Origin of the sequence: Candidatus Arsenophonus lipoptenae, from assembly GCF_001534665.1 — a bacterium.
Taxonomy (GTDB): domain Bacteria; phylum Pseudomonadota; class Gammaproteobacteria; order Enterobacterales; family Enterobacteriaceae; genus Arsenophonus; species Arsenophonus lipoptenae.
The window spans coordinates 671,371-696,197 of sequence record NZ_CP013920.1 but is presented as its reverse complement, the minus strand read 5'-3'; the positions used below and the strand labels follow the sequence as shown (position 1 = coordinate 696,197).

Annotated in this window: 18 protein-coding genes and 1 pseudogene; 12 read left to right on the top strand and 7 right to left on the bottom strand. The window is 25.6% G+C overall.

From position 1 onward, the window contains the following. The first annotated feature begins 416 nt into the window (after positions 1–416). The 10 genes from serC (at position 417) to AUT07_RS02805 (ending at position 11,713) form a co-directional block, all read left to right on the top strand. Positions 417–1,514: a 3-phosphoserine/phosphohydroxythreonine transaminase gene (gene serC, locus AUT07_RS02850; RefSeq protein WP_066283881.1), complete on the top strand. Its 1,098-nt coding sequence runs from the start codon at positions 417–419 to the stop codon at positions 1,512–1,514. Between the two features lie 113 nt (positions 1,515–1,627). Further along, the gene (gene aroA, locus AUT07_RS02845) at positions 1,628–2,911 is read left to right on the top strand and encodes a 3-phosphoshikimate 1-carboxyvinyltransferase (RefSeq protein ID WP_066283878.1); all 1,284 of its coding nucleotides are present in this window, start codon (positions 1,628–1,630) and stop codon (positions 2,909–2,911) included. Positions 2,912–3,022: 111 nt separating this feature from the next. Further along, positions 3,023–3,697 (top strand): (d)CMP kinase, encoded by a 675-nt coding sequence (gene cmk / locus AUT07_RS02840; protein WP_066283875.1) that lies wholly within the window; start codon positions 3,023–3,025, stop codon positions 3,695–3,697. Positions 3,698–3,849: 152 nt separating this feature from the next. Beyond that, positions 3,850–5,517 carry a 30S ribosomal protein S1 gene (gene rpsA, locus AUT07_RS02835; RefSeq protein ID WP_066283873.1) on the top strand — a complete coding sequence of 556 codons (1,668 nt, stop codon included), beginning with the start codon at positions 3,850–3,852 and terminating at the stop codon, positions 5,515–5,517. 77 nt (positions 5,518–5,594) lie between these two features. After that, complete coding sequence (locus AUT07_RS02830; protein WP_066283868.1) at positions 5,595–5,888, top strand: integration host factor subunit beta; 294 nt, start codon at positions 5,595–5,597, stop codon at positions 5,886–5,888. A gap of 901 nt (positions 5,889–6,789) precedes the next feature. Further along, on the top strand, positions 6,790–8,535 hold the full coding sequence (msbA, locus tag AUT07_RS02825) for a lipid A ABC transporter ATP-binding protein/permease MsbA (RefSeq protein WP_066284198.1): 1,746 nt from the start codon (positions 6,790–6,792) through the stop codon (positions 8,533–8,535). Then, positions 8,535–9,527 (top strand): tetraacyldisaccharide 4'-kinase, encoded by a 993-nt coding sequence (gene lpxK, locus AUT07_RS02820; protein ID WP_066284194.1) that lies wholly within the window; start codon positions 8,535–8,537, stop codon positions 9,525–9,527. The genes msbA and lpxK overlap by 1 nt, the downstream gene beginning before the upstream one ends. A gap of 268 nt (positions 9,528–9,795) precedes the next feature. Further along, complete coding sequence (locus tag AUT07_RS02815) at positions 9,796–9,975, top strand: Trm112 family protein (protein WP_066283866.1); 180 nt, start codon at positions 9,796–9,798, stop codon at positions 9,973–9,975. Between the two features lie 3 nt (positions 9,976–9,978). Next, on the top strand, positions 9,979–10,719 hold the full coding sequence (gene kdsB, locus AUT07_RS02810; RefSeq protein WP_066283864.1) for a 3-deoxy-manno-octulosonate cytidylyltransferase: 741 nt from the start codon (positions 9,979–9,981) through the stop codon (positions 10,717–10,719). A 364-nt stretch (positions 10,720–11,083) separates the two neighbouring features. Beyond that, entirely contained in the window at positions 11,084–11,713 is a 630-nt protein-coding gene (locus AUT07_RS02805; protein WP_066283860.1) for an MBL fold metallo-hydrolase, read from the top strand. A 73-nt stretch (positions 11,714–11,786) separates the two neighbouring features. Here AUT07_RS02805 and AUT07_RS02800 read toward each other — a convergent pair whose 3' ends face one another. The 4 genes from AUT07_RS02800 to pncB form a co-directional block, all read right to left on the bottom strand. Continuing rightward, positions 11,787–12,977 (bottom strand): amino acid aminotransferase, encoded by a 1,191-nt coding sequence (locus AUT07_RS02800; RefSeq protein WP_066283859.1) that lies wholly within the window; start codon positions 12,975–12,977, stop codon positions 11,787–11,789. 289 nt (positions 12,978–13,266) lie between these two features. Then, the gene (locus AUT07_RS02795) at positions 13,267–14,370 is read right to left on the bottom strand and encodes a porin (RefSeq protein ID WP_066283857.1); all 1,104 of its coding nucleotides are present in this window, start codon (positions 14,368–14,370) and stop codon (positions 13,267–13,269) included. A gap of 309 nt (positions 14,371–14,679) precedes the next feature. Then, a complete protein-coding gene (gene asnS, locus AUT07_RS02790; RefSeq protein ID WP_066283855.1) occupies positions 14,680–16,080 on the bottom strand; it encodes an asparagine--tRNA ligase in 1,401 nt (466 codons plus the stop codon). Between the two features lie 924 nt (positions 16,081–17,004). Then, positions 17,005–18,234, bottom strand: coding sequence for a nicotinate phosphoribosyltransferase (gene pncB, locus AUT07_RS02785; protein WP_066283852.1), 1,230 nt, complete (start codon positions 18,232–18,234; stop codon positions 17,005–17,007). A 567-nt stretch (positions 18,235–18,801) separates the two neighbouring features. On the opposite strand from pncB, the gene pyrD reads away from it, so the two are divergent. Continuing rightward, on the top strand, positions 18,802–19,812 hold the full coding sequence (gene pyrD, locus AUT07_RS02780) for a quinone-dependent dihydroorotate dehydrogenase (RefSeq protein ID WP_066283849.1): 1,011 nt from the start codon (positions 18,802–18,804) through the stop codon (positions 19,810–19,812). A 186-nt stretch (positions 19,813–19,998) separates the two neighbouring features. Here pyrD and AUT07_RS03420 read toward each other — a convergent pair whose 3' ends face one another. Further along, positions 19,999–20,070 carry an SEC-C metal-binding domain-containing protein gene (locus AUT07_RS03420; RefSeq protein ID WP_395496600.1) on the bottom strand — a complete coding sequence of 24 codons (72 nt, stop codon included), beginning with the start codon at positions 20,068–20,070 and terminating at the stop codon, positions 19,999–20,001. A gap of 125 nt (positions 20,071–20,195) precedes the next feature. Continuing rightward, a pseudogene (gene secA / locus AUT07_RS02775) lies at positions 20,196–22,707 on the bottom strand (preprotein translocase subunit SecA); the annotation flags it as partial. A 546-nt stretch (positions 22,708–23,253) separates the two neighbouring features. Between secA and AUT07_RS02770 the strand changes: the two are divergent. After that, positions 23,254–23,733 (top strand): DUF721 domain-containing protein, encoded by a 480-nt coding sequence (locus AUT07_RS02770; protein WP_066283843.1) that lies wholly within the window; start codon positions 23,254–23,256, stop codon positions 23,731–23,733. A 102-nt stretch (positions 23,734–23,835) separates the two neighbouring features. On the opposite strand, the gene lpxC is transcribed toward AUT07_RS02770, so the two are convergent. After that, positions 23,836–24,753: a UDP-3-O-acyl-N-acetylglucosamine deacetylase gene (lpxC, locus tag AUT07_RS02765; RefSeq protein ID WP_066283840.1), complete on the bottom strand. Its 918-nt coding sequence runs from the start codon at positions 24,751–24,753 to the stop codon at positions 23,836–23,838. Positions 24,754–24,827 lie beyond the last annotated feature (74 nt).

The window sequence follows — 24,827 nt, the reverse complement described above, 5'->3', positions numbered from 1 at the left end:
AATAATAAATAAAAATTATTGATTTTAGCATTATAAATTTTATATTAATATTTTTTATACTTTATATAAAGTATAAAAAATATATTAATACTTAATTTCAAAAAATCTTATTCGTATTAAGTTAGATTATTTAAATTATATTAATATTAAATAATATTTTTAGATAAATAATAAATCTTATATAGGAATTTAATAATTACTAAACTATCTAATAAAAAATAAATTTTCATAATTAAATATGATTGATATCGTTATATTATTAATATGTCATAATTATTAATAATTTAAATTAATATTTAAATAATTATAAAGTTAATTATAATATTAATTAAGTAATAATTTAACTTAATTAAAAATTTAAATAGTGAAAAAATAATTAGTAACAATTTCAATTTAAATAAAAATAAGGATGAATTATGAATCAAATATATAATTTTAGCGCTGGTCCGGCTATGTTACCTAAAGAAGTATTAATAAAAGCTAAAAAAGAATTTTGTGATTGGAATGGTATGGGTGTTTCTATCATGGAAATAAGTCATCGTAGTGAAGCATTTATAGAAGTAGTTAAACAAGCTGAAGAAAATCTACGTGAACTTCTCAAAATACCAGATAATTATAAAATTCTTTTTTGCCATGGTGGGGCAAGAGGTCAATTTGCCGCATTACCATTAAACTTATTTAATCCTAATGAAACGGTTGACTACGTTATAAGTGGATATTGGTCTAAATCTGCTGCTCATGAAGCATTAAAATATTGTATTGTTAACAAAATTAACATTTTAATAGAAAAATCAGAACATTTAAGTGTACAACCAATAAATCAATGGTCATTAACAAATAATTCAAAATACATACATTATTGCCCAAATGAAACAATTGATGGTATTGCTATTAATTCGTTACCTAATTTTTCAAATAATAAAATTGTACTTGCAGATTACTCATCTGCTATTTTATCAGCACCATTAGATGTAAATCGTTTTGGCGTTATTTATGCTGGAACACAAAAAAATATTGGACCTTCAGGTATTACATTAGTTATCATTCGTAATGATTTATTATATTGCGAAAAAGCAAACAGAAAAATAATTCCTTCTATTCTTAATTATAATATTTTAGATAAAAATCATTCAATGTATAATACCCCATCAACATTTGCATGGTATCTATCTGGCATGGTATTTAAATGGTTAAAAAAACAAGGTGGATTACTAGAAATGAAAAAAAGAAATCAAGAAAAATCAAAGTTATTATATGATACTATTGATAATAGTAGTTTATACATCAATAAAATAAATCCAATAAATCGCTCTAGTATAAATATACCATTTAAAATAAAAAAATCAAATTTAGATAAAATTTTTATCAAATCTGCAGAGCAAAAAGGGTTACTTTTTTTAAAAGGACATCATAGCACCGGAGGATTACGTGCTTCAATTTATAATGCTATGCCTATAGATGGTGTAAAAAAATTAATTAATTTTATGAAGGATTTTGAATATCAAAATAAATAATGAATATTTGAACATATTATCTCTTGAATAAGAAATAATTAATAACTTAAGTTTCCTAAAAACATTATTTAAACAATTTATTTAATATAATATTAATAGAGTCTTTACTTCTCATGCAATCCTTAACTATTCAACCAATTTCTTATATTAACGGTGTTATTACTCTTCCTGGATCTAAAAGCATTTCTAATAGGGTACTATTATTAGCTGCATTATCTCAACAACAAAGCGTATTAACTAATCTGCTTGTTAGTGATGATATTTATCATATGTTAAATGTGCTAAAATTATTTGATATAAAATATCAATTATCTAATCATTCTACAAAATGTATTGTAAAAGGTGACCCTTGTTATTTTAATCACAAGAAAAACTTAAAACTTTTTATTGGTAATGCAGGTACTGTTATGCGTCCATTAAGTGCATTATTATCCTTAATGGATAGTGATATTATCTTAACAGGTAATTCTCAAATGAAAAAACGACCTATTAAACATCTAGTTGATGCTCTGCGACAAGGTGGAGCAAATATTGATTATCTTAAACAAGATGGTTATCCTCCTATAAGAATAAAAGGTGGATTTATAGGTGGTAATATCATATTAGATGGAAGGATATCTAGTCAATATCTAACTGCACTTTTAATTGCTGCTCCATTAGCATATAATGACACAATTATTCAAATATATGGTGGTCTTATTTCCAAACCTTATATTGACATGACTCTTACATTAATACATAATTTTGGTGTTAAAATAAAAAATCAGCAATATAATAAATTTTATATTAAAGGTAACCAGCAATATATTTCACCAGGAAAAATTTCAATTGAAGGTGATGCTTCTTCTGCTTCTTATTTTTTAGCGGCAGCTGCAATCAAAGGTGGGACAGTAAAAGTAAAAGGTATCAATAAAAATAGTTTACAAGGTGACACTAAATTTGCGATAGTTTTAAAAAAAATGGGAGCAAAAATAAATTTTGGAAAAAATTTTATCGAATGCCAAAGGGATAATTTACTTAGTATTGATATGGATATGAATAAAATTCCTGATGCCGCAATGACTATCGCTATCGTCGCTTTATTTGCAAAAGGGGAAACTATTATTCGAAATATTTATAACTGGCGTGTAAAAGAAACTAATCGATTAACAGCAATGAGTAAAGAATTAATAAAAATTGGTGCAAATGTAAAATTTGGGATTGATTACATTCGTATTTTACCACCTAAATTATTCAAATATTCTACAATAGAAACTTATAATGATCATCGTATAGCTATGTGCTTTTCACTGATAGCATTATCTGATATCCCAGTTATAATTTTAAATCCAAATTGTATATCTAAAACTTTTCCAGATTACTTTAATCAACTAGAAAAAATAAGTTATCGATATTAAATTAATAACATTTATTTTGAGTATCACTATCAAAATAATAAATTAGATATTTTAATCACTATAATAAAATATTAAATAAAAATTGTTTTATTTGATTACAAAAATATTATTATGAACAAATTACCTCCAGTTATTACAGTGGATGGTCCAAGTGGGTCAGGAAAAGGCACATTATGTCTAGCATTAGCAAATAAATTTAGTTGGCAGTTGCTTAATTCTGGTGCTATTTACCGTGTTATAGCATTAGCAGTATTGCAATATAATATTGATATTAAATCTGAAAAAAAACTAGTTTTATTAGCTGATAGTCTTAATATTAGATTTAATTTGATAAAAAATAAATTAATTGTAATGCTTGAAGGTAATGACATAAGTAATGATATTCTTAGTGAAGTTATAGGTAATATAGCATCTCTTATAGCAAAGTATCCTAAAGTAAGAAAAGCATTACTAATTAAACAAAGATTATTTCGTATAAAACCTGGATTAATTGCTGATGGTCGTGATATGGGAACAATAGTTTTTCCTGATGCAATAGCAAAAATTTTTCTACATGCTTCTCTAAAAGAAAGAGCACTTAGACGCATGAAACAGTTGCATAAAAATGGTTTTAATGTTAAACTATCAACTATTATCGATGATATTAAAAAGCGAGATGATTGTGATCGTAATAGATTATTTGCACCACTTATTCCTGCAAAAAATGCTTTTATCTTAGATTCAACGTCTTTATCTTTTGAAAAAGTTATTGAACAAGTGCTTGCTTATATAAATAAAAAAATATAATATAATTTCATTATATTAATTAAATTATTTTTTGATTTTAAATAATTTATATATAAAATAATATTTAGCATAATTAGCATAGAAGTATACAATAACCTCATTTTAGAAAATATCAAATGGAAGTTAAAATTTAAAAATTTGAAGATCTTACTATGACAGAATCCTTTGCTCAACTTTTTGAAGAATCTTTACAAAACATAAAAACTCGTCCAGGATCTATAGTTCGTGGTGTTATTATTGCGATCGATAAAGATATAGTTTTAGTTGATGCTGGTTTAAAATCAGAATCTGCAATTCCAATAGAACAATTTAAAAATATAGACGGTGCACTTGATATTCAAGTTGGTGATGAAATCGATGTTGCTTTAGATTCTATAGAAGATGGTTTTGGTGAAACAATTTTATCTCGTGAAAAAGCTAAACGTAATGAAGAATGGTTAATATTAGAGAAAGCTTATGAAAATGTTGAGACTGTAGTAGGTATTATTAATGGTAAAGTAAAAGGCGGTTTCACAGTAGAATTAAAAGGCATTCGGGCCTTTTTACCTGGTTCATTAGTTGATATTCGTCCTGTTCGTGATACGACACATTTAGAAAATAAAGAACTTGAATTTAAAGTTATAAAATTAGATCAAAAACGTAATAACATTGTTGTTTCCCGTCGTGCAGTTATTGAATCTGAAAATAGCGCAGAACGTAATAACTTATTAGAAACACTACAAGAAGGTATGAAAGTTAAAGGTATAGTGAAAAATTTAACTGACTATGGTGCATTTGTTGATCTTGGTGGTGTTGATGGTTTACTACATATTACAGACATGGCTTGGAAGCGAGTTAAACATCCAAGTGATATTGTAAATATTGGTGATGAAATCAATGTTAAGGTATTAAAATTTGATCGCGATCGTATAAGAGTATCTTTAGGCATGAAACAATTTGGAGAAGATCCATGGATAGCCATAGCTAAACGTTATCCAGAAAATACTAAAATAACAGGAAAAGTTACTAATCTCACTGATTATGGCTGCTTTGTTGAAATTCAGGAAGGTGTTGAAGGTCTAGTACACGTTTCTGAAATGGACTGGACTAACAAAAATATCCATCCATCTAAGGTTGTTACTGTTGGTGATACTGTAGAAGTTATAGTATTAGATATTGATGAAGAACGTCGTCGTATTTCATTAGGCTTAAAACAGTGTAAGCCAAATCCATGGAAACAATTTGCAGAAACTCATAATAAGAATGACCGAGTAAATGGAAAAATAAAATCAATTACTGATTTTGGAATTTTTATTGGTTTAGAAGGAGGCATTGATGGATTAGTGCATCTATCTGACATTTCTTGGAAAAATACAGGTGAAGAGATAATTAAGGAATATAAAAAAGGTGATGAAATATCTGCTGTTGTATTACAAGTTGACGCTGAACGTGAACGTATTTCTTTAGGTATTAAACAATTAGAAGAAGATCCATTTAATAACTATATTTCCACTCATAAAAAGGGTATTGCAGTTCAAGGAAAAGTAATTTCTATTGATGAAAAAGGAGCCACTATTGAATTAGCTACTGGAGTTGAAGGTTATTTACGAATATCTGAAGGATTAATTGAAGATGATACCCAAATCATCAATATTGGTGATATAATTATAGTTAAATATATCGGTATTGATCGCAAACATAGAATTGTTAACTTATCTCTACATTTAAAAGATGAAATACATGAAAAGGAAATAATTAATTCTTCTGCAAATAAAAAAGAAAATAATAATCTTGCAAATAATGCTATGGCTGTAGCATTCAAAGCGGCAAAAGGTGAATAATTAATATTTTTCAAAATTAAGATAGCCTTATTAATTGTTATTAACCATTAATAAGAATTTAGTGGAATATTATTACTATGACAAGATCTGAATTAATTAAAAAACTTGTTAATCAATTGACTCATATATCAGAAAAACTTATCGAAAATGCTGTAAAAGAAGTTCTTGAACAAATAACAAAAACTCTTTCTATAGGAGAACGTACAGAGATACGTGGTTTTGGTAGTTTTTCTGTTCACTACCTACCACCGCGCATTGGCCGTAATCCTAAAACTGGTGAAAAAGTTTTATTGAACGGAAAAAATATTCCGCATTTTAAACCAGGAAAAGAATTAAGAAATCGTGTAAATTCCACATATAAAAATTTATAAAATTAAAAATTATTAACAACCTTTCATTTTAAATTTAATATTTTAATAAAAAAATAAAATAATTTAAATCTATGTAGTATAACAGATTGTACATACATGTTAAACATATACATAGGTATGTTATTTTTCTAATTTAGCATTTTAATTTATTGATATTTAAATATCAATAAAAAATACTTAATTTTTATAATTATCAATAATATATGTAGATAATTATAATTTAGATAATTATAATTACTAAGGTTTTATTAAAAATTTTTCATATTTTTATACAATAGCAAATTGTAATAATAAAACTATACCAACAAAATACTAATTATTTTTAATGTAATTAATAGTTTACTAATATAATTAGAATTATTATAATTTTATTGTGTACATATCAATATTTTAATTTAATAACAAAACTATTTTTTATTTTTATCTTTATCTTAAATGCTAAAAAATTATATTTTGAGATATTATATCTTATATTTTATTGTAAAAAAGCAATTTAATAAATAGTTATTATAGTTATTAATAGTTATATTAAATATATCAAATTATTTAATCTAGTATATTAATTAAATATAGGAGCAAAAATAATTTAATAAATAAAATTTTCTAAAATAATTTTTTAAAAATTCTTATTCTTCATAATCAATTATGGTCGGAATGTTTTTTATAAAAATATTTTTAAAATATAATCTAAAATATACACTACTACCTTTACTTAATCATAATAAATCTTTATATCAACATAATAATATGTATATATCTACAGTATCTTAAAACATATTAATACAAAAGTAATTTAAAAAATTACAAACATCATCAATATTACAATTAATATTAATTATAATTGAATATTCAAAATTAAACGTAGAATAAATTATTTATTTGCTAGGTATTAATAAAAATGATAATAAATGATAAAGATTTTTCAACATGGCAAACATTTCGCCGATTATGGCCAATGATTTTTCCATTTAAATTAGGGTTAAGTGTAGCTATTATAGCTTTAATCATTAATGCATCTGGTGATGCATTAATGATTTCTTTATTAAAGCCATTACTTGATGAAGGTTTTGGTACTACTGATAATACTACACTAGAATGGTTACCAATAGCTATATTGGGATTAATGCTAATCAGAGGCATTTCTAGTTTTATATCTAATTATTGTATTGCTTGGGTATCTGGTAAAATTGTAATGAATATGCGTAGAAGTCTATTTAGTCATATGATGGGAATGCCAGTAGCTTTTTTTGATCAACAATCAATAGGTACATTACTATCTCGTATTACTTATGATTCAGAACAAGTTGCTTCATCTTCTTCTAGCGCATTAATTACTATTGTACGAGAAAGTTCCTATATTATAGGTTTATTTGGATTAATGTTTTATTATAGTTGGCAACTTTCACTAATATTAATTGTTATTGTTCCTATTGTAGCATTAACAATACGTTCTGTTTCTAAACACTTTAGAAATATTAGTAAAAATATACAAACTGGGATGGGTCAATTAACTGCTAGTGCAGAACAAATGTTAAAAGGGCACAAAGAAGTTTTAATTTTTGGGGGACAAAAAGTTGAAACTGAACGGTTTAGTAAAGTTAGTAATCATATGCGTTGGCAAACTATGAAAATGGTCACTGCATCTTCAATATCTGATCCTATAATACAATTAATTGCTTCTCTAGCACTAGTATTCACACTTTATATCGCTAGTTTTCCTGAAGTTATGCAAACATTAACAGCAGGAACTATAGGCGTAGTTTTTTCATCTATGTTTGCATTAATGAGACCATTGAAATCATTAACAAACGTGAATGCACAATTTCAAAGAGGCATGGCCGCATGTCAAACATTGTTTTCAATTTTAGATATGGAGCAAGAAAAAAATGAAGGTAAATTAACTTTAAAAAAAGTAAAGGGCACAATAGAATTCAAGCATGTTACATTTAAATATCCAACAAAAGATTATCCGGCATTACATGATATTTGTTTCAAAATTCCTGCTGGAAAATCTATTGCTTTGGTAGGTAGATCTGGCTCTGGAAAATCAACCATTGTAAATTTAATTACCCGTTTTTATGAAGTTAATGATGGCCAAATACTACTTGATAATCGCGATTTAAGAGAATATACCTTAACATCTTTAAGAAATCAAGTCGCACTAGTTTCTCAACAAGTATATCTTTTTAATGATACTATTGCTAATAATATCGCTTATGCTACCGATAGCAGCTTTAGTAGAAAAGAAATTGAAAAAGCAGCTCAGATGGCTTATACAATGGATTTTATTCAAAAATTAGATAATGGACTAGATACAGTTATTGGTGAAAATGGTGTAATGCTGTCTGGTGGACAGAGACAACAAATTGCTATTGCTAGAGCATTATTACATAATTCATCTATATTAATTTTAGATGAAGCTACATCGGCACTCGATACTGAATCTGAAAGAGCAATTCAAGCAGCATTAGATGAATTACAAAAAAATAGAACCTCTATTATTATTGCCCATCGACTATCAACAATAGAAAAAACAGATGAAATATTAGTTATCCAAGATGGTAAAATTATTGAACGAGGAACTCACAAAAAATTACTTAAATGTGATGGTGCATATGCTCAACTATATAGTATACAATTTAAATGATGATTGAAAAAATATGGTTAACCCGTTCATGGCTGTCTATTTTGATTCTACCATGTTCGATATTATATGGCATTATTATTTTGTTAAGACAGTTATGTTATCAATTGAAAATTTTACCTAGTTGGAAAGCACCAATACCTATTATAGTCGTAGGTAATTTAACAGTAGGTGGTAATGGCAAAACACCATTAGTTATTTGGTTAGTTAAAAAACTTTTATCAAAAGGTTATCGTGTTGGTGTTATATCTCGAGGATATGGAGGTAAAGCAAATTCTTATCCACTATTGCTTAATAAAAAAATATCAATAAAAGAAAGTGGTGATGAACCTGCATTAATTTATTGGCGTACTGGTGTACCAGTAATAGTTTCTCCTAATCGTGTAATAGCAGTAAAAATGTTACTTAGTAAGCAAAAATTAGATTTTATTATTAGCGATGATGGTCTTCAGCATTATACTTTACAAAGAGATTTTGAAATTGTTGTTATAGACGGTACTAGACGTTTCGGAAATGGTTGGTTGCTTCCTGCCGGGCCATTACGGGAATATAAATATCGTTTAAAAAATGTTAATGCTATCATTATTAATGATGGGATAACAAAGCATGATGAAATTGCTATGCAGTTAATAGGGGATATTGCGATAAATCTACTAACAGGAGAAAAAAAATCTGTACTTGAGTTAAATCAAGTTATTGCAATTGCAGGAATTGGAAATCCAGCTAGGTTTTTTTTAAGCTTAAAGAAAAAAGGGGTTCAATTAATTGCAACATATTCTTTTTCTGATCATCAACTTTATAAGTTTTCTACTTTGTCACATTTAGTTAATGATAATCAAATATTATTGATGACTGAAAAAGATGGTGTAAAATGTTTTCATTTTGCTCAATTTAATTGGTGGTATCTACCAGTAAATGCAAAACTGTCAAAACCAGGAGCAAAAAAAATTCTTTCAGAAATAATTTCATTAACTAAATTTAATAGAATTAACTAAAAGAATTATATTTTCTTAGTAGAAGTAATAAAAATTTATATAAAAAGCAAAATAAATTACACTTTTAAAAAGTTATTAAAATAATATGAAAATATAAATTTAATAAATATTGGATGTAAAATTTTGATATATAAATAATAATTTTAACGTAACTATATGTAATAATATAGAATATAAATTCAATACTATAAATAATTAACGTTAATAATAATATATAGTTATGTTATTCTAATTTTGCAAAAAAAATTATATTTTAAATTAGGAATATATGGATAATCGTTTAATTAATATTATTGCTTGTCCAATTTGTCATGGGAAGCTAATTTATGATAAACAAAATTTAGAACTTATCTGTAAATTTGATCATATTGCTTATCCTATACGTAAAAATATTCCAGTATTATTAAGAGAAGAAGCTCGTAAAATTTCTCTAGATGAAGATAAGTAAAATATGTTTACAGTTATTATTCCAGCTAGATTTGCTTCTAATCGGCTACCTGGAAAACCATTAATTGATATTCATGGTAAACCTATGATTATTAGAGTGGTTGAAAGAGTATTAATGTCAAATGCCAGAAGAGTGATTGTAGCAACTGATCATCAAGCAATATTTGATGTAGTAAAAAAAAACCATAATGAAGTTTGTATGACTAATATCAAGCATAAATCAGGAACTGAAAGATTGTTAGAAGTGATTGAAAAATATAAGATTTCTGATCAAGAAATCATCATAAATGTCCAAGGTGATGAACCATTGATACCACCGGAAATAATAAATCAATTAGCTATTAACTTTATGTTCAATAAAGTTTGTATGGGCACTTTAGCAACTCATATAAATAATTCAAGTGATATACTTGATCCATCTATTGTCAAAGTAATCACTGATAAACACGATAATGCTTTATATTTTTCTAGAGCTCCTATACCTTGGATTCGGGATCAATCAACAATTAGCACAACAAAATTGAAAAAACATTTTTTGCGTCATATTGGTATTTATGCTTATCGTGCTAATTTTATTCGTCGTTATGTCCAATGGCCAATATGTCCATTAGAAATGATAGAAATGCTTGAACAATTACGTGTTATCTGGTACGGAGAAAAAATTCGTGTTAGCATAGCAATTAAGAATCCAGGATATGAAGTTAATAATCAGAAAGATCTAAATCTTGTTAGACAACATATCTAATTTTAGATTAGATATGTTAAAGATTTTTCAATTTAATTGCTAATTAAAAATCAAGCTTATTATATATTTTTCTACACTAAAATAACTATTAATTAATTAAAAATATTTAATAAACTTATTATGGATAAAAATATTTAAATTTTTAAAGATTAATATTGATAACTACATATTGAAATTAATAAAACAGTATAATTAAAAATTATGTTAAATATTAATAATTACCTGTATAATATTTTATAATGTGGTATAAATTTTTATAAAAATATTAAAATAATATTTAATATTATTTTGTTATATACTGAATTTATATAATCAATATTAAAACTATACAAATTTATTAAATAATAAAATTGCTAATATATATATGAAATACATAATTATTCCTGTAACTAATTTTATGCAAAATTGCACTATAATTTGGGATGAAAATAGTTTAGATGCTGTAATTGTTGATCCTGGAGGGGAAATAGAAAAAATAATAATTGAAATTAAAAATAGATCATTAAAATTAAAATACATCTTAATAACACATGGTCATCTTGACCATGTAGGTGCTTGTGCCGATATGGCAATGTATTTCTCAATACCAATTTATGGACCACAAAAAGAAGATAGCTTTTTAATTAAAGGATTAACACTTCAACATAAAGTTTTTGGTTTAAAAAAATGTTCGGAATTTATACCAAATCGCTGGTTAAAAAATGGAGATGAAATTAGCTTTTCTAATATTAAACTTTCTGTTTTACATTGTCCTGGACATACACCTGGGCATGTTATATTCGTTAATCATAAGGATAAATTAATTTCTATGGGCGATATACTTTTTCGTGGTTCTATTGGTCGCAGTGATTTTCCTAAAGGTAATTATGAAATTTTGATGCATTCAATTAAAACAAAAATTTTAACTCTTGGTGATGACTATAAATTTATACCTGGGCATGGACCTACATCAAATTTGGGTATAGAACGAAAATTTAACCCATTTTTACAATAATTAGTTTTATTATATTTATGCAAAATAAATAAAAATTGATTTAAAATTATTAATTATAGAAATTAGTATATTTCTATACCACATCAATTATAGCATTACATAATGGAATTAAATTATTTTCTGTTATACCAGAAATATTAATCCTTCCAGAATTAACTATATAAATAGCATGTTTATTACGTAATTTAATTACTTGTTTTTTATTAAGACCGCTGAAAGAAAATATACCATTTTGTTTACCAATAAAACTAAAATCTTGCTTAATACATTTTTCTTGCAACATTTTTACAAATAACTTACGTATACGTTGAATGCGGTTTCTCATAGCTGTTAACTCTTCTATCCATTCTTTTTTTAATAATTCGTCTGATAATATTTTAGTAACAATAGCAGCACCATGAAATGGTGGATTAGAATAATTTGCTCTAATAATTGATTGTATTTGACTAAATACTCGGTCTGCTTGAATGCTATTATTAGCAATAATTGTACAAGCTCCAACTCGTTCATTATATAAGCTAAAATTTTTAGAATAAGAACTAGCAACTATTATTTCTGGATTTTTATTGGCAAATATATGTAATCCGTTAGTATCTTTGTCTAATCCTTTAGCAAATCCCTGATATGCAAAATCAAAAACAGGCAATAACATTTTTTCTGATGCTAATTTAGATAATATTTCCCATTGTTCTGATATTAAATCAATACCAGTAGGATTATGACAACAACCATGTAATAACAATACATCACCTCTAATAACATCATTTAAACTAGTTAACATGCCATTATAATTTAATTCATGATTATAAGCATCATAATACTGATAATAACAGATTTTAAAGCCAACTGATTTAAATATATTTTCATGATTAGGCCAAGTTGGTTGGCTAATCCAAACTCGTTTTGCAGAGGTTTGTTTAGCAATAAATTCAGCAGCAATACGTAACGCACCAGTTCCACCTATTGCTTGTATAGTTCGGGCACAATTTTCTTTTATAATTCTATGATTCTTACCAAATAATAGTTTTTGAGTAACTTGACTAAACTCTGATATACCACTAATAGCAAGATAATTTTTAGATACTTCATTTCTTAATAAATATTTTTCCGCTTTCTTAATAGAAGTAAGAATAGGAGTTTTTCCTAATTCATTCTTATAAACACCAATTCCTAAATTAATTTTTTGTTTACGTTGATCAGACTCAAAAATTTCTGTTAATCCTAAAATAGGATCTTTAGGGGCAAAAACAATATTTTTAAACATGTTAATAATTCCAATAACTTTTAATTCTAATAACTTTATTTTTAATAAATAACAAATTAAACAACTAGATAAAATATGAATTACTAATAATATTTTAAAATATATAGTGAATAAATTAAAAATACGATATTTAACTATATTACTAATAAGTAATAAATTTTTTTACAAGAGAACAAATATTCTAATTAAAACAAAAAATCGCTATTTATAGTAAATCTAAAAACAGCCATAAAATGGCTGTTTTTAGATTTACTAAGTTTGTATTTACTAAATTTTAGACAAATTAGTGTTAAAACTGATATACTAAACCTAGACCAATAAGATTATCACTACTAATGCCATATTTTTGTGTAAAATCATTGTTATTAACTAAATTAATTTTATAATCTACAACTGCTGTCAAATTTTTATTAAAATAATAGAAAGCACCTAAAGAAACATATTTCACTAAATTTTGCTGAGAATAACCATCATCATTTAATTTACTACCTTTAGATTGTATATAAGCTATAGATGGTTTCAGACCAATTTCATTAAATAAATATTGACCTACTATTTCAAAATTTGTAGTTTTATTAGCAATTTTTGATCTATCAATGCCTTCAACTATTTCACCAAATCGAGTCATATTGCTGGTTTCTCCATACATTGCTGCAAGATATAAATTATTATCATTATACTTTATACCAGCATTCCAACCATCAGCATTGTTACCAATAGCACCACTATTAGCTTGTTCAGATTTAGTTAAATGACGATCGGTCTTAATATAACCAGCACCTAATGTAACCCCCCAACCAATATCATATTTAGCTGCTATATCAAACCCGTGACCATTATTTTTAAAATGATGGAAATTAGATGATTTATTAGTTTCACTATTTTTACCTTGGTACTGTAAAGCAAAGTTCAAACCATCAACTAAACCAAAAAAATCACTGCTACGATAAGTTAATAAATTACGAGAAGTCATGTATTTATCACCATGAAACATAGAATCTGCACCATATAAAGGCAAAACACCAGTCCATGAATTAACATCATACACAACACCATAATTACGTCCATAATCTAATGAACCAAAGTCAGCAATTTTCAAACCGACATAAGCGAGACGATTTGTATTTTCATTTTCCATTTCATTTTTACTTGTTTTAGTTGACCATTCAAAATGACCAAAACCAGTAACTTGATCAGAAAGTTTAGTATCACCTTTTATACCAACACTAACTCTAGAATCATCGCCACTACTTCTTTTTCCAAAAAAGTGACGAGCATCCACTTTACCATATAGATCTAATTTATTGCCATCTTTATTATAGATTTCAGCTGCGTTTGTTGTACCAACTAATAACGCAGGAATAACTATTGCAAGAATATTACGCTTCATCATTATTATTGACCCTCATTGATGTTATTCGGACGGCTGCCACCGCTCAAAATAGATTCATTTTACATAATTAAAGCTATCGTTAAGAGTTTAGTGCCGTCTTCTTTTTTATATTCAGTGTTTCACTAGAAAATATTTTATCTACACTGAAAATGACATAAAAATATAATATTTGCAACAAAAAGAAACATTATATTTCAAAATATCAATACATCTAATCTTCTTAGTTTATATAATATTTTACTAATAAAAAACTAGTAAAATACCTTACTATAATTTATCATACTAATTATTTAATTGTATGTATAATATTTAAAATCTAGCATTATTAGGAGTACGAGGAAATGGAATAGCCTCACGAATATTTTTTATGCTAGTAACATAAGCAACCATACGTTCAAAACCTAGCCCAAAACCGGAATGAGGAACGGTACCATAACGACGTAAATCTCGATACCATTTATAATCTTCTTGATTTAAACCTATCTCTCTCATGCGAATATCCAATTCATTTAATCTTTCTTCACGCTGGGATCCGCCTAGAATTTCACCAATACCAGGAACTAATACATCCATAGCAGCAACAGTTTTACCATCAGGATTGATACGCATATAAAATGCTTTAATATTTTTTGGATAATTTTTAATTACTATAGGTGCTTTAAAATATTGCTCAGTTAAATAACGTTCATGTTCAGAAGAAAAATCCATACCCCAATCTACTAAATTTTTAAATGATTTATTTGATTTTTTTAATAATTTAATAGCATCAATATAATCTATTTGAATAAAATCTGTTTTAATAAATTGCTCTAACCTATTAATTACATTCTTATTTATATGCTCAACAAAAAAAGCTAAATCATCATAACGCTCACATAAAACAGAATTAAATACGTACTTTAACATATTTTCAGATAAAGATATAATATTATTTAAATCTGCAAAAGCAACTTCAGGTTCAACCATCCAAAATTCTGATAAGTGACGGCTAGTATTCGAATTTTCTGCACGAAAAGTTGGACCAAAAGTATAAATTTTGCTTAAAGAACAAGCATAAGCTTCTCCATTTAATTGACCAGATACAGTTAAAAAAGCTTCCTTACAAAAAAAATCTTTTTCAAAATTAATAGTTCCATTTCTTTTTAATGGGATATTTTGCAAATCTAATGTTGAAACACGAAACATTTTGCTTGCACCTTCAGTGTCATAGGTTGTAATAATTGGTGTAGAGACCCAAAAATAACCTTCTTTATTAAAGAACCGATGAATAGCTTGAGCTAATGTATGCCGAATACGTGTAATAGCACCAATAAGATTAGTACGAGGGCGTAAATGTGACACTTCACGCAAATATTCAATGCTATGATGTTTAGCAGATATTGGATATCTATTAGGATTTTCTACCATTCCTACTACAATAACTTGACTTATAAATAATTCAATTTTTTGTCCTTTACCTTTAGATAATTTAACAATTCCAGTTACTTCAACTGAACAACCAGTAGTTAAGTTCATAACTTCTTGTTCATAATTATCTAATTGATTATTTACAATAACTTGTAATGAATTAAAACAGGAACCATCATATATAGTCAGGAATGACATGCCTGATTTTGAATCTCTTCTTGTACGTACCCATCCACGAACAGTAACTTCTTTTCCTATTGCTATACCTCCTTGAAGTATTTTAACTATAGGCACTATATTCATTATGCACTCTCTTTAAATATCTACTTATTTAAAATTATTTTTTTATTTTGAAAAAATAATCTTTTTATTTAAATATCCTTAATTGAAATATCATTGATAATAATTATTATTTAAACGACCAATAGAAAGATAATATATTATCTCTTATTTATAGTTATTCAAACTAACTTTAAAAAACATTAATTTTTCTAATTAAATGAAATTATTTATAACAATTAAAATAACAATTAAAATGTACATTATATCATTATATAAATTTATATTAACTAATAATTAATAATTTTTTAACATGCATTGATATCAAAACTATTAATTCTATTAATTTTATGAGAAAAATTCTATAACATCTATTTTTATAAAAAACAAAAAAGTTTATACTTTGATAATCTAATAAAAAACCTGCAAATTTAAAAGTTATTTTTTAATTATTATATGAATTTTAATAAATTATTATAATTTTATATTATTTCTTAAAATTATCAATTTTTATTTAAAATAAATATTTTTAGAATACCAAAATTTAATATTTTCTTTGAAAGTTACACTTTTAAAGAATTTTACAACAATAATATTATCAAATTTAGTTTAAAATTAACATACTATAATTAGTCTGCATTAATGATATCTATAATTAGTCTGCATTAATGATATTATATAGATTTCAAAAAATAAATTTTATTTATTTTAAACCTAATGAATAATATGACAAATATTTTAAAATAACATAATTAAATAAATAAGACTTAACTTAAAGTAATTAATTCGTGATAAAAATAATTAACAAACTATAAATTCTATTTTTAATATGATATAAATTTAAAACAAACAATTTAGTTTTAAAAAAAACAAAATAAAAATTACATAAAACATTAAATTTTAATTTAATCTATTTTAGATAAAATCTAAATGATCTATTTTATTAATTCATTTAATTTTATTATGCACTAAATTTTTTACGATAGGAATATCAAAAGTTTTTTTTAAAAGATTAATAAATGCGACATCACTACAAATAGTTTTTTCTGGACTATCAGATAACTTAGCAACTGGCTTACCATTACATTCAACCAATTTAATCACAATATTAAGTGGTTTTACTTTAGGTATATTACATGTCAAACGAGTTCCAATACCAAAAATAAGATTAATACGTTTATAAAAATGTTTATAAAGTATTAATGCTTTTTGTAGATCAAGATTATCTGAAAAAACAAGAATTTTGCTCATAGGATCAATGGCTAATTTTTTATAATGATTAATAGCTTTTTCTCCCCACTCTAATGGATCACCTGAATCATGTCGCAAACCTTGATAACGACTAGCAAATGTAATGTCAAAATCACGTAAAAAAGCATCCATTGTAATACAATCTGTTAACGCAATACTTAATTGATCAGGATATTCATCAAGCCAACTTTGTAAAGCAATTCGTTGACTATTAGCAAGATTGGAACTAATTTGTTGATGGGCCTGAAACCATTCATGAGCTTGGGTGCCAAATGGTTTAAGTTTTAATTCTTCAGCTAATTTATAATTACTTGTTCCAATAAAATACGGAAAATATTTTTTAAGTTCATTGACAATCACATATTGCCCAATACGAGAAAAACGTCTGCGAGTACCAAAATCTATTAATTTAAAATTTGTTAAATCAATGTTATTTATTTTTGCTTCTTGATAAAAATATGTAATCAATTTATGTAAATGTTTAATAGCATCTGCAGTTGTAATATTAGGATAACGATCTCTATGAACCAATTCACTAATTAAAGCTAATAATGGAACTTCCCATAAGATCATTTCGCACCATGAACTACTAATTTTTAGTGCTAACTGATTTTCTTTTGAAGTATAAATTTTTACTTGATTTGGATTAAAGCGAAAATCCTTTAACCAATCTAAATAATCAATTTTAAAAAAAGGTAATCTACGTAAATAATTATACTCATTTGGTGTTAATGTAATACGTGACATTAAATTTATTTGTTGTTTTACAGCATAAGAGTATTTGCCAAGTAGTTCATCACTACGACAGCGAAATTCTGCTACTACTGATACATGATTATAATTATGAAAAACAGCTTGTTGCATATGTAATTTATAAGCATCTGTATCTAATAGTGATGTAATTATAGGTAATATGTCTAAATTCATAATGCGTTAATTATCCTCACGGAGGCATTAATCCAGACTTATCTAGATAAAATATGTTATATATATTTTATATATTAATAAATATAAAGACTTATCAAATTTTTTATTTATGCTATGCTAGCATAGCAATTTTTGTTTTTATCAAAAATATTTTAATGTGATAAATATTCCTATAATAACAGACAATACCTTGATAAAATTTAGTAAAATCTTAAAAAATTTCAAATAAACCATATATTTTATAATAAAAATGATGAACCTAAAGAAATTTTTTCAAAAAAATAGTTAAATTATTAATTTTAAAGATATTTTTATATAATCAATATATTAAGTTTATTTATTTTTATCAAAAATTACATTTTTAATATGTAATTAAAAATTAAATATATATCAATTATATTAAGATTTAAAATTAAATATTCATGTTATATTTAATATTTAAAATAATATTCTTAAAAATTTTTATATATACTATTATGTTATGATATTATTAAATAAGTAAGTAAGTTTTTACAAACTTGTATATAAGAATATTTATAATACTAGTTTCAATAAAAGGTAAAATTAATGTTTTATCACCTTATAAAAAAAGCATTATTTCATTTAAATCCAGAACAAGCGCATGAATTTATTTCTAAACAAATGAAATATATAATGTATTCACCTATACAAAATATGTTTCGGCAAACAATTAATTATAAACCAATGCATTGTATGGGGCTAACATTTAAAAATCCATTAGGATTAGCAGCTGGATTTGATAAAAATGGTGAATATATTTATGCTTTTGGAATAATGGGATTCGGTTTTCTAGAAATAGGAACAGTTACCCCCAATCCTCAATATGGTAATAAAAAACCTAGGCTATTTAGACTTATTGAAGCTGAAGGGCTAATTAATCGTATGGGATGTAATAATTTGGGTATTGATAGGTTAGTTGAGAATTTAAAAAAAGTAAAATACAACTGTATTATTGGTATAAATATTGGTAAAAATCAGGATACGCCAATTGAATATTGCAAAGATGATTATCTAATTTGTATGGAAAAAATTTATCATTATGCAAATTATATAGCAATTAATATTTCTTCACCTAATACACCTAATTTAAGAGTATTACAGTACGGTGAAATATTGGAAGATTTATTACAATCTATTAAAGATAAACAATCTTTTTTAACAAAAAAATATCAAAAATATGTCCCTATAGCAATAAAAATTTCTCCTGATTTAACAGAAAAAGAAATTATTCAAATTAGTGATAGTTTAATAAGACATCAAATTGATGGTGTAATAGCTACAAATACTACATTAGATAGACAATTAATAAAAGGATTAAGATATTCAAATGAAGAAGGTGGATTAAGTGGTAGACCGATACAATTAAAAAGTACTGAAATTATTCGTTTATTATCAAAAGAATTAAAAGGAAAATTAACAATAATTGGTGTTGGAGGAATTGATTCTCTAATAGCAGCAAAAGAAAAATTAGCAGCTGGGGCATCTTTATTACAGATTTATTCAGGATTTATTTACCACGGACCTAAATTAATTAAAAATATAGTTAACTATATTTAATCATATAGTTTAATTTAATTAAAAGTTAAAATAACTTCAATATAATTTATTGCCTAATAAATAACAAATTTTTAATAACTTACTAAAATAATTAATTTATACTATATTAAATTAATAACTGTTTTAAAATTAATTATTAATATACTTTTATTGTCAGCATTAAGTTTTTCGTCATCATAAATAAATTTACATTAAATGCCCGTGACAATGTTTATATTTTTTTCCAGAACCACATGGACAAGATGAATTACGACCAATTCTATTATATTTCTCTAATGGTTTTATTTTATTTTTTGAAATACTTGCTGTTTCTTTATGCTGATCATAACAATTATTTGTAATTAAACCTTTGGAGGTTGTATATCTTTTCTGATGAAATATTGCTATTTCTTCTGGAAATCTAATTTTTACTTTACTTAAAGTACTAATTAATTCATATTGTAAATTTTCTAACATATTTGTAAACATCTTAAAAGATTCTCGTTTATACTCCTGTTTTGGATCTTTTTGTGCATATCCACGTAAGTGAATACCTTGTCTTAAATAATCCATTGCAGCTAAATGTTCTTTCCACAATGAATCAAGAGTTTGTAGCATAATATTTTTTTCAAAATTACGCATCATATCACTACCAATTATATTCTCTTTTACCTGATATGCTTCAATAGTTTTTTTTAAAATTAGTTTGCATAATATTTCTTCATTTAATTCTAATTCTTTATCTAACCAATCCTGAATAGGTAATTTTAAATTAAAATCAGTATAAAATCTCTTTTGCAACCCAGTAATATCCCATTCTTCTTGTAAAGAATTTTTAGGAATATAAAGATTAATAATTGATATTATTACATTTTCTCGTATGCACTTAATTATTTCACTTATATCATTACTATCCAATAAAGCATTACGTTGAGAATAAATTACTCGTCTTTGATCATTAGCAACATCATCATATTCTAAAAGTTGCTTCCTAATATCAAAATTATGACTTTCAACTTTACGTTGTGCATTAGCAATTGCTTTTGTGACCCAAGGATGTTCAATTGCTTCACCAGGTTTCATGCCTAATTTACGCATCATTCCTACAACTCGATCAGAGGCGAATATACGTATTAACGAATCCTCCATTGAAATATAAAATCTAGATAAACCTGGATCTCCTTGACGTCCAGATCTTCCTCGTAATTGATTATCAATACGTCTAGATTCATGACGTTCAGTACCAATAATATATAAACCACCAGCAGCAATTACTGCATCATGACGCCTTTTCCATTCTATCTTAATTTTATCAATTTCTTCTTGATTAGTATCATTTAACTTATTAATTTCTAATTGCCAGTTACCTCCTAATACAATATCTGTACCACGACCAGCCATATTAGTAGCAATAGTAACTGAACCTGGCTGACCTGCTTCAGCAATAATATCCGCTTCAATTGCATGAAATTTAGCATTTAAAACATTATGCCTAATTTTAGCTTTAGTTAATTCACGAGAGATTATTTCTGATTTTTCAATTGAAATAGTACCTACTAATACTGGTTGCCCTTTATTGATACATTTACGAATATCACTAATAATAGCTACAAATTTATCTGCATCATTCATATAAACTAGATCAGGTAAATCATTACGAATCATCGGACGATTAGTTGGAATAACTATTGTGTCTAATTTATATATAGATCTAAATTCAAAAGCTTCTGTATCAGCTGTACCTGTCATACCAGCTATTTTTTCGTATAAACGAAAATAATTTTGAAAAGTAATTGATGCTAATATTTGATTATCATTTTGTATTTTAACACCTTCTTTAGCTTCAACTGCTTGATGTAACCCATCTGACCAACGTCTTCCTTCCATAGTACGTCCAGTATGTTCATCAACAATAACAATTTGTCCATCCTTAACAATATAATCTATATTTTTATTAAAAAGTACATGAGCACGTAAAGCTGCCATTATATGGTGTGTAAGTATAATATTAGTTGGAGAATAAAGTGATTCATTATTTTTTATTAAATTAGTTTGTGATAATAACTCTTCAATTAACTCTAATCCACGTTCTGTCAACGTAACTTGCTTTAATTTTTCATCAATAGAAAAATGACCTTTACCTTGAAATGTTTCAGAATCTTCTTTTTCCTGTCGTTTAAAATATGGAATTAATTTATCAATTTTCTTATATAGATCTGAACTACCCTCTAGCGGTCCTGATATAACTAATGGAGTACGAGCTTCATCAATTAAAATAGAATCAACTTCGTCAATTAATACATAATGTAATTTACGTTGAACACGTTCTTCAGGACTAAAAGCCATATTATCACGTAAATAATCAAAGCCATATTCATTATTAGTACCATAGGTAATATCAGAAGCATAAGCCTTACGTTTCATTTTAGAAGACATACCTGGTAAATTAATACCAACAGTCATACCAAGAAATTCAAATAATAATCGATTATTTTCTGCATCACGTTTAGCTAAATAATCATTTACAGTTACTATGTGTACACCTTTACCAGTTAAAGCATTTAAATATGCAGGTAATGTAGATGTCAATGTTTTTCCTTCACCAGTACGCATTTCAGCAATACAACTATTATTAAGTGCTATGCCACCTAATAATTGAACATCAAAATGACGCATATTAAATACACGTTTACTAGCTTCACGAACAGTGGCAAATGCTTCAGGGAGCAATTGATCTAACTTTATACCTAATTTAAGTTTTTGACGAAATTCAAGAGTTTTATCTTTTAGTTTTGGATCAGATAATTTTTCAAATTCAGTTTCTAATTCATTTATAATATCAACTAATTTACTTAAACTATATAAAATACGATCATTACGACTTCTAAAAATTTTTTTAAAAAATTTAGTGAACATAAATATTTTCTCTTTGAATTTAATAGTTTACTATCATGTAACTATATTACATAGATTCAATTAATATAATTGATATTTTTAGTAGAAAACGGTTTTTATATCAAATGAATAAAAAATAAAATAAATATTTTTATGTGATATGCAATATAGTAAGAAAATGATATGCAAAATAGATAAATATTTTAAATTTAAATACATGTACACTTAAATAAGTTATTGACTTTATAATAAAAAACTATAAGGTATATAATGACATAAAACTAGTAAAGATAAATTTAAACAAATAATAAATTATTTTTAATTTATTAAATAAAAGTAAAAAATTTATATACTAACTATGCTTTTATAATAAAATATTACTACTACAAACACAAATCTTAGTGCATACATAAAAAATATATACTACATTATAATTATTATTTTTTAATAATATATATTACGTTAAATAAAATAAATTATAATTATAACAAAAACTATGCACTTAAAGTGTATTTTATTACATAACCTATATTATAATTATATATCTATTTTGGTCATAAGAATAAGATGTTTCATAACTATCCTCAATCTTTAAATACTCTATTAAAATCTAACAAATTAAACTTTAAAATTCGAAACCATGCCTTAAAATTAATAAAATTAAATAATAAGATAATAAATCTTCTTCCAGAAGAATTGAAGAACTCATGTAGAGTAGCCAATTACCGTCAAGAAGTTCTTATTATAGAAGTAAAAAATGCTGCTAGAAAAGCAAGATTAAATTTTGAATTACCTATAATAATTTTAAAATTACGTAATACTATTTTACCTTCTTTATCTGCAATTAATATTACCATTAATCCATCGTTAATATGTAAAAATTCAAATAATTATCTATCGAATATACCAAACACGATAAATTTATCAAATAAAGCAATAAGCAAAAAAAGTGCAAATATGATTCTTAAGTTAGCAAAAACAAGCCCTAAAAATTTACAAAAAAAATTAAAAAGTTTAGTTTCCTTTCTTTCTCAAGAAAGACTTTAAAAAAGTATATAATTAAACTATTTTTAAGATTAATTACTTAAATTAAATTTTAGAAGAAACATCAATCTTTTATTTTAATCAAAATAAAATTTATAATATATTTCAAATAGTTATTGTAGATGGTGTTTTAAATGCTGTCGATATTTCAGATTCATCTTCAAATGTTACCATATCCCAACTATTTTCAGAAGCTAAAATAACTTGTAATAATTTATTATTTAATGCATGACCTGATTTATAAGCAGTACAAGCACCAATCATATTATGACCGCACATAAATAAATCACCAATAGCATCTAATGCTTTATGACGAACAAATTCATCTTCAAAACGTAAACTATCTTCATTTAATACTCTATAGTCATCAATAACAATAGCACAGTCAAAACTACCACCTAAACATAATCCTTTAGATTGTAAATATTCAATATCTCTCATAAAACCGAATGTACGAGCACGGCTAAGTTCTTTGATAAAAGATTTTGCTGAAACATCTAATTTGTAATGTTGAGTACTGCTATCAATAGCAGGATGATTAAAATCAATAGTGAAATCCAAGCTAAACCCATAATAAGGAGATAACTCAGCCCATTTATCGCCGTCGGTAACTCGAATGTTTTTTTTAATACGAATAAACTTTTTATTACTATTTAATTCTTCAATACCAGCATCTAATAATAAAAATACAAAAGGCGCAGCACTACCATCCATAATTGGAATTTCTGGTGCATTAATTTCAACTATAATATTATCAATTCCTAATCCTGCTAACGCAGCATTTAAATGTTCTATTGTTGAAATACGTACATTATCCCTATTGATTAAACAGGTACATAACATCGTATCACGTACTAAATTCGCCTCAATTAAAAAATCAACTGGTGGATTTAGATCTATACGACGATAAATGACACCGGTATTTGCCGGTGCTGGCCTCAATGATAAAGTAACTTTTTTACCAGTATGCAAACCAACACCTGTTGCTTGCACAATACGTTTTAATGTCCTCTGTTTGATCATCGTTTTTTCTCACAAGGTTAATCATCATGTTAACCACAACTATAGGATTAACATGACATTCTAGCATAAAAAGC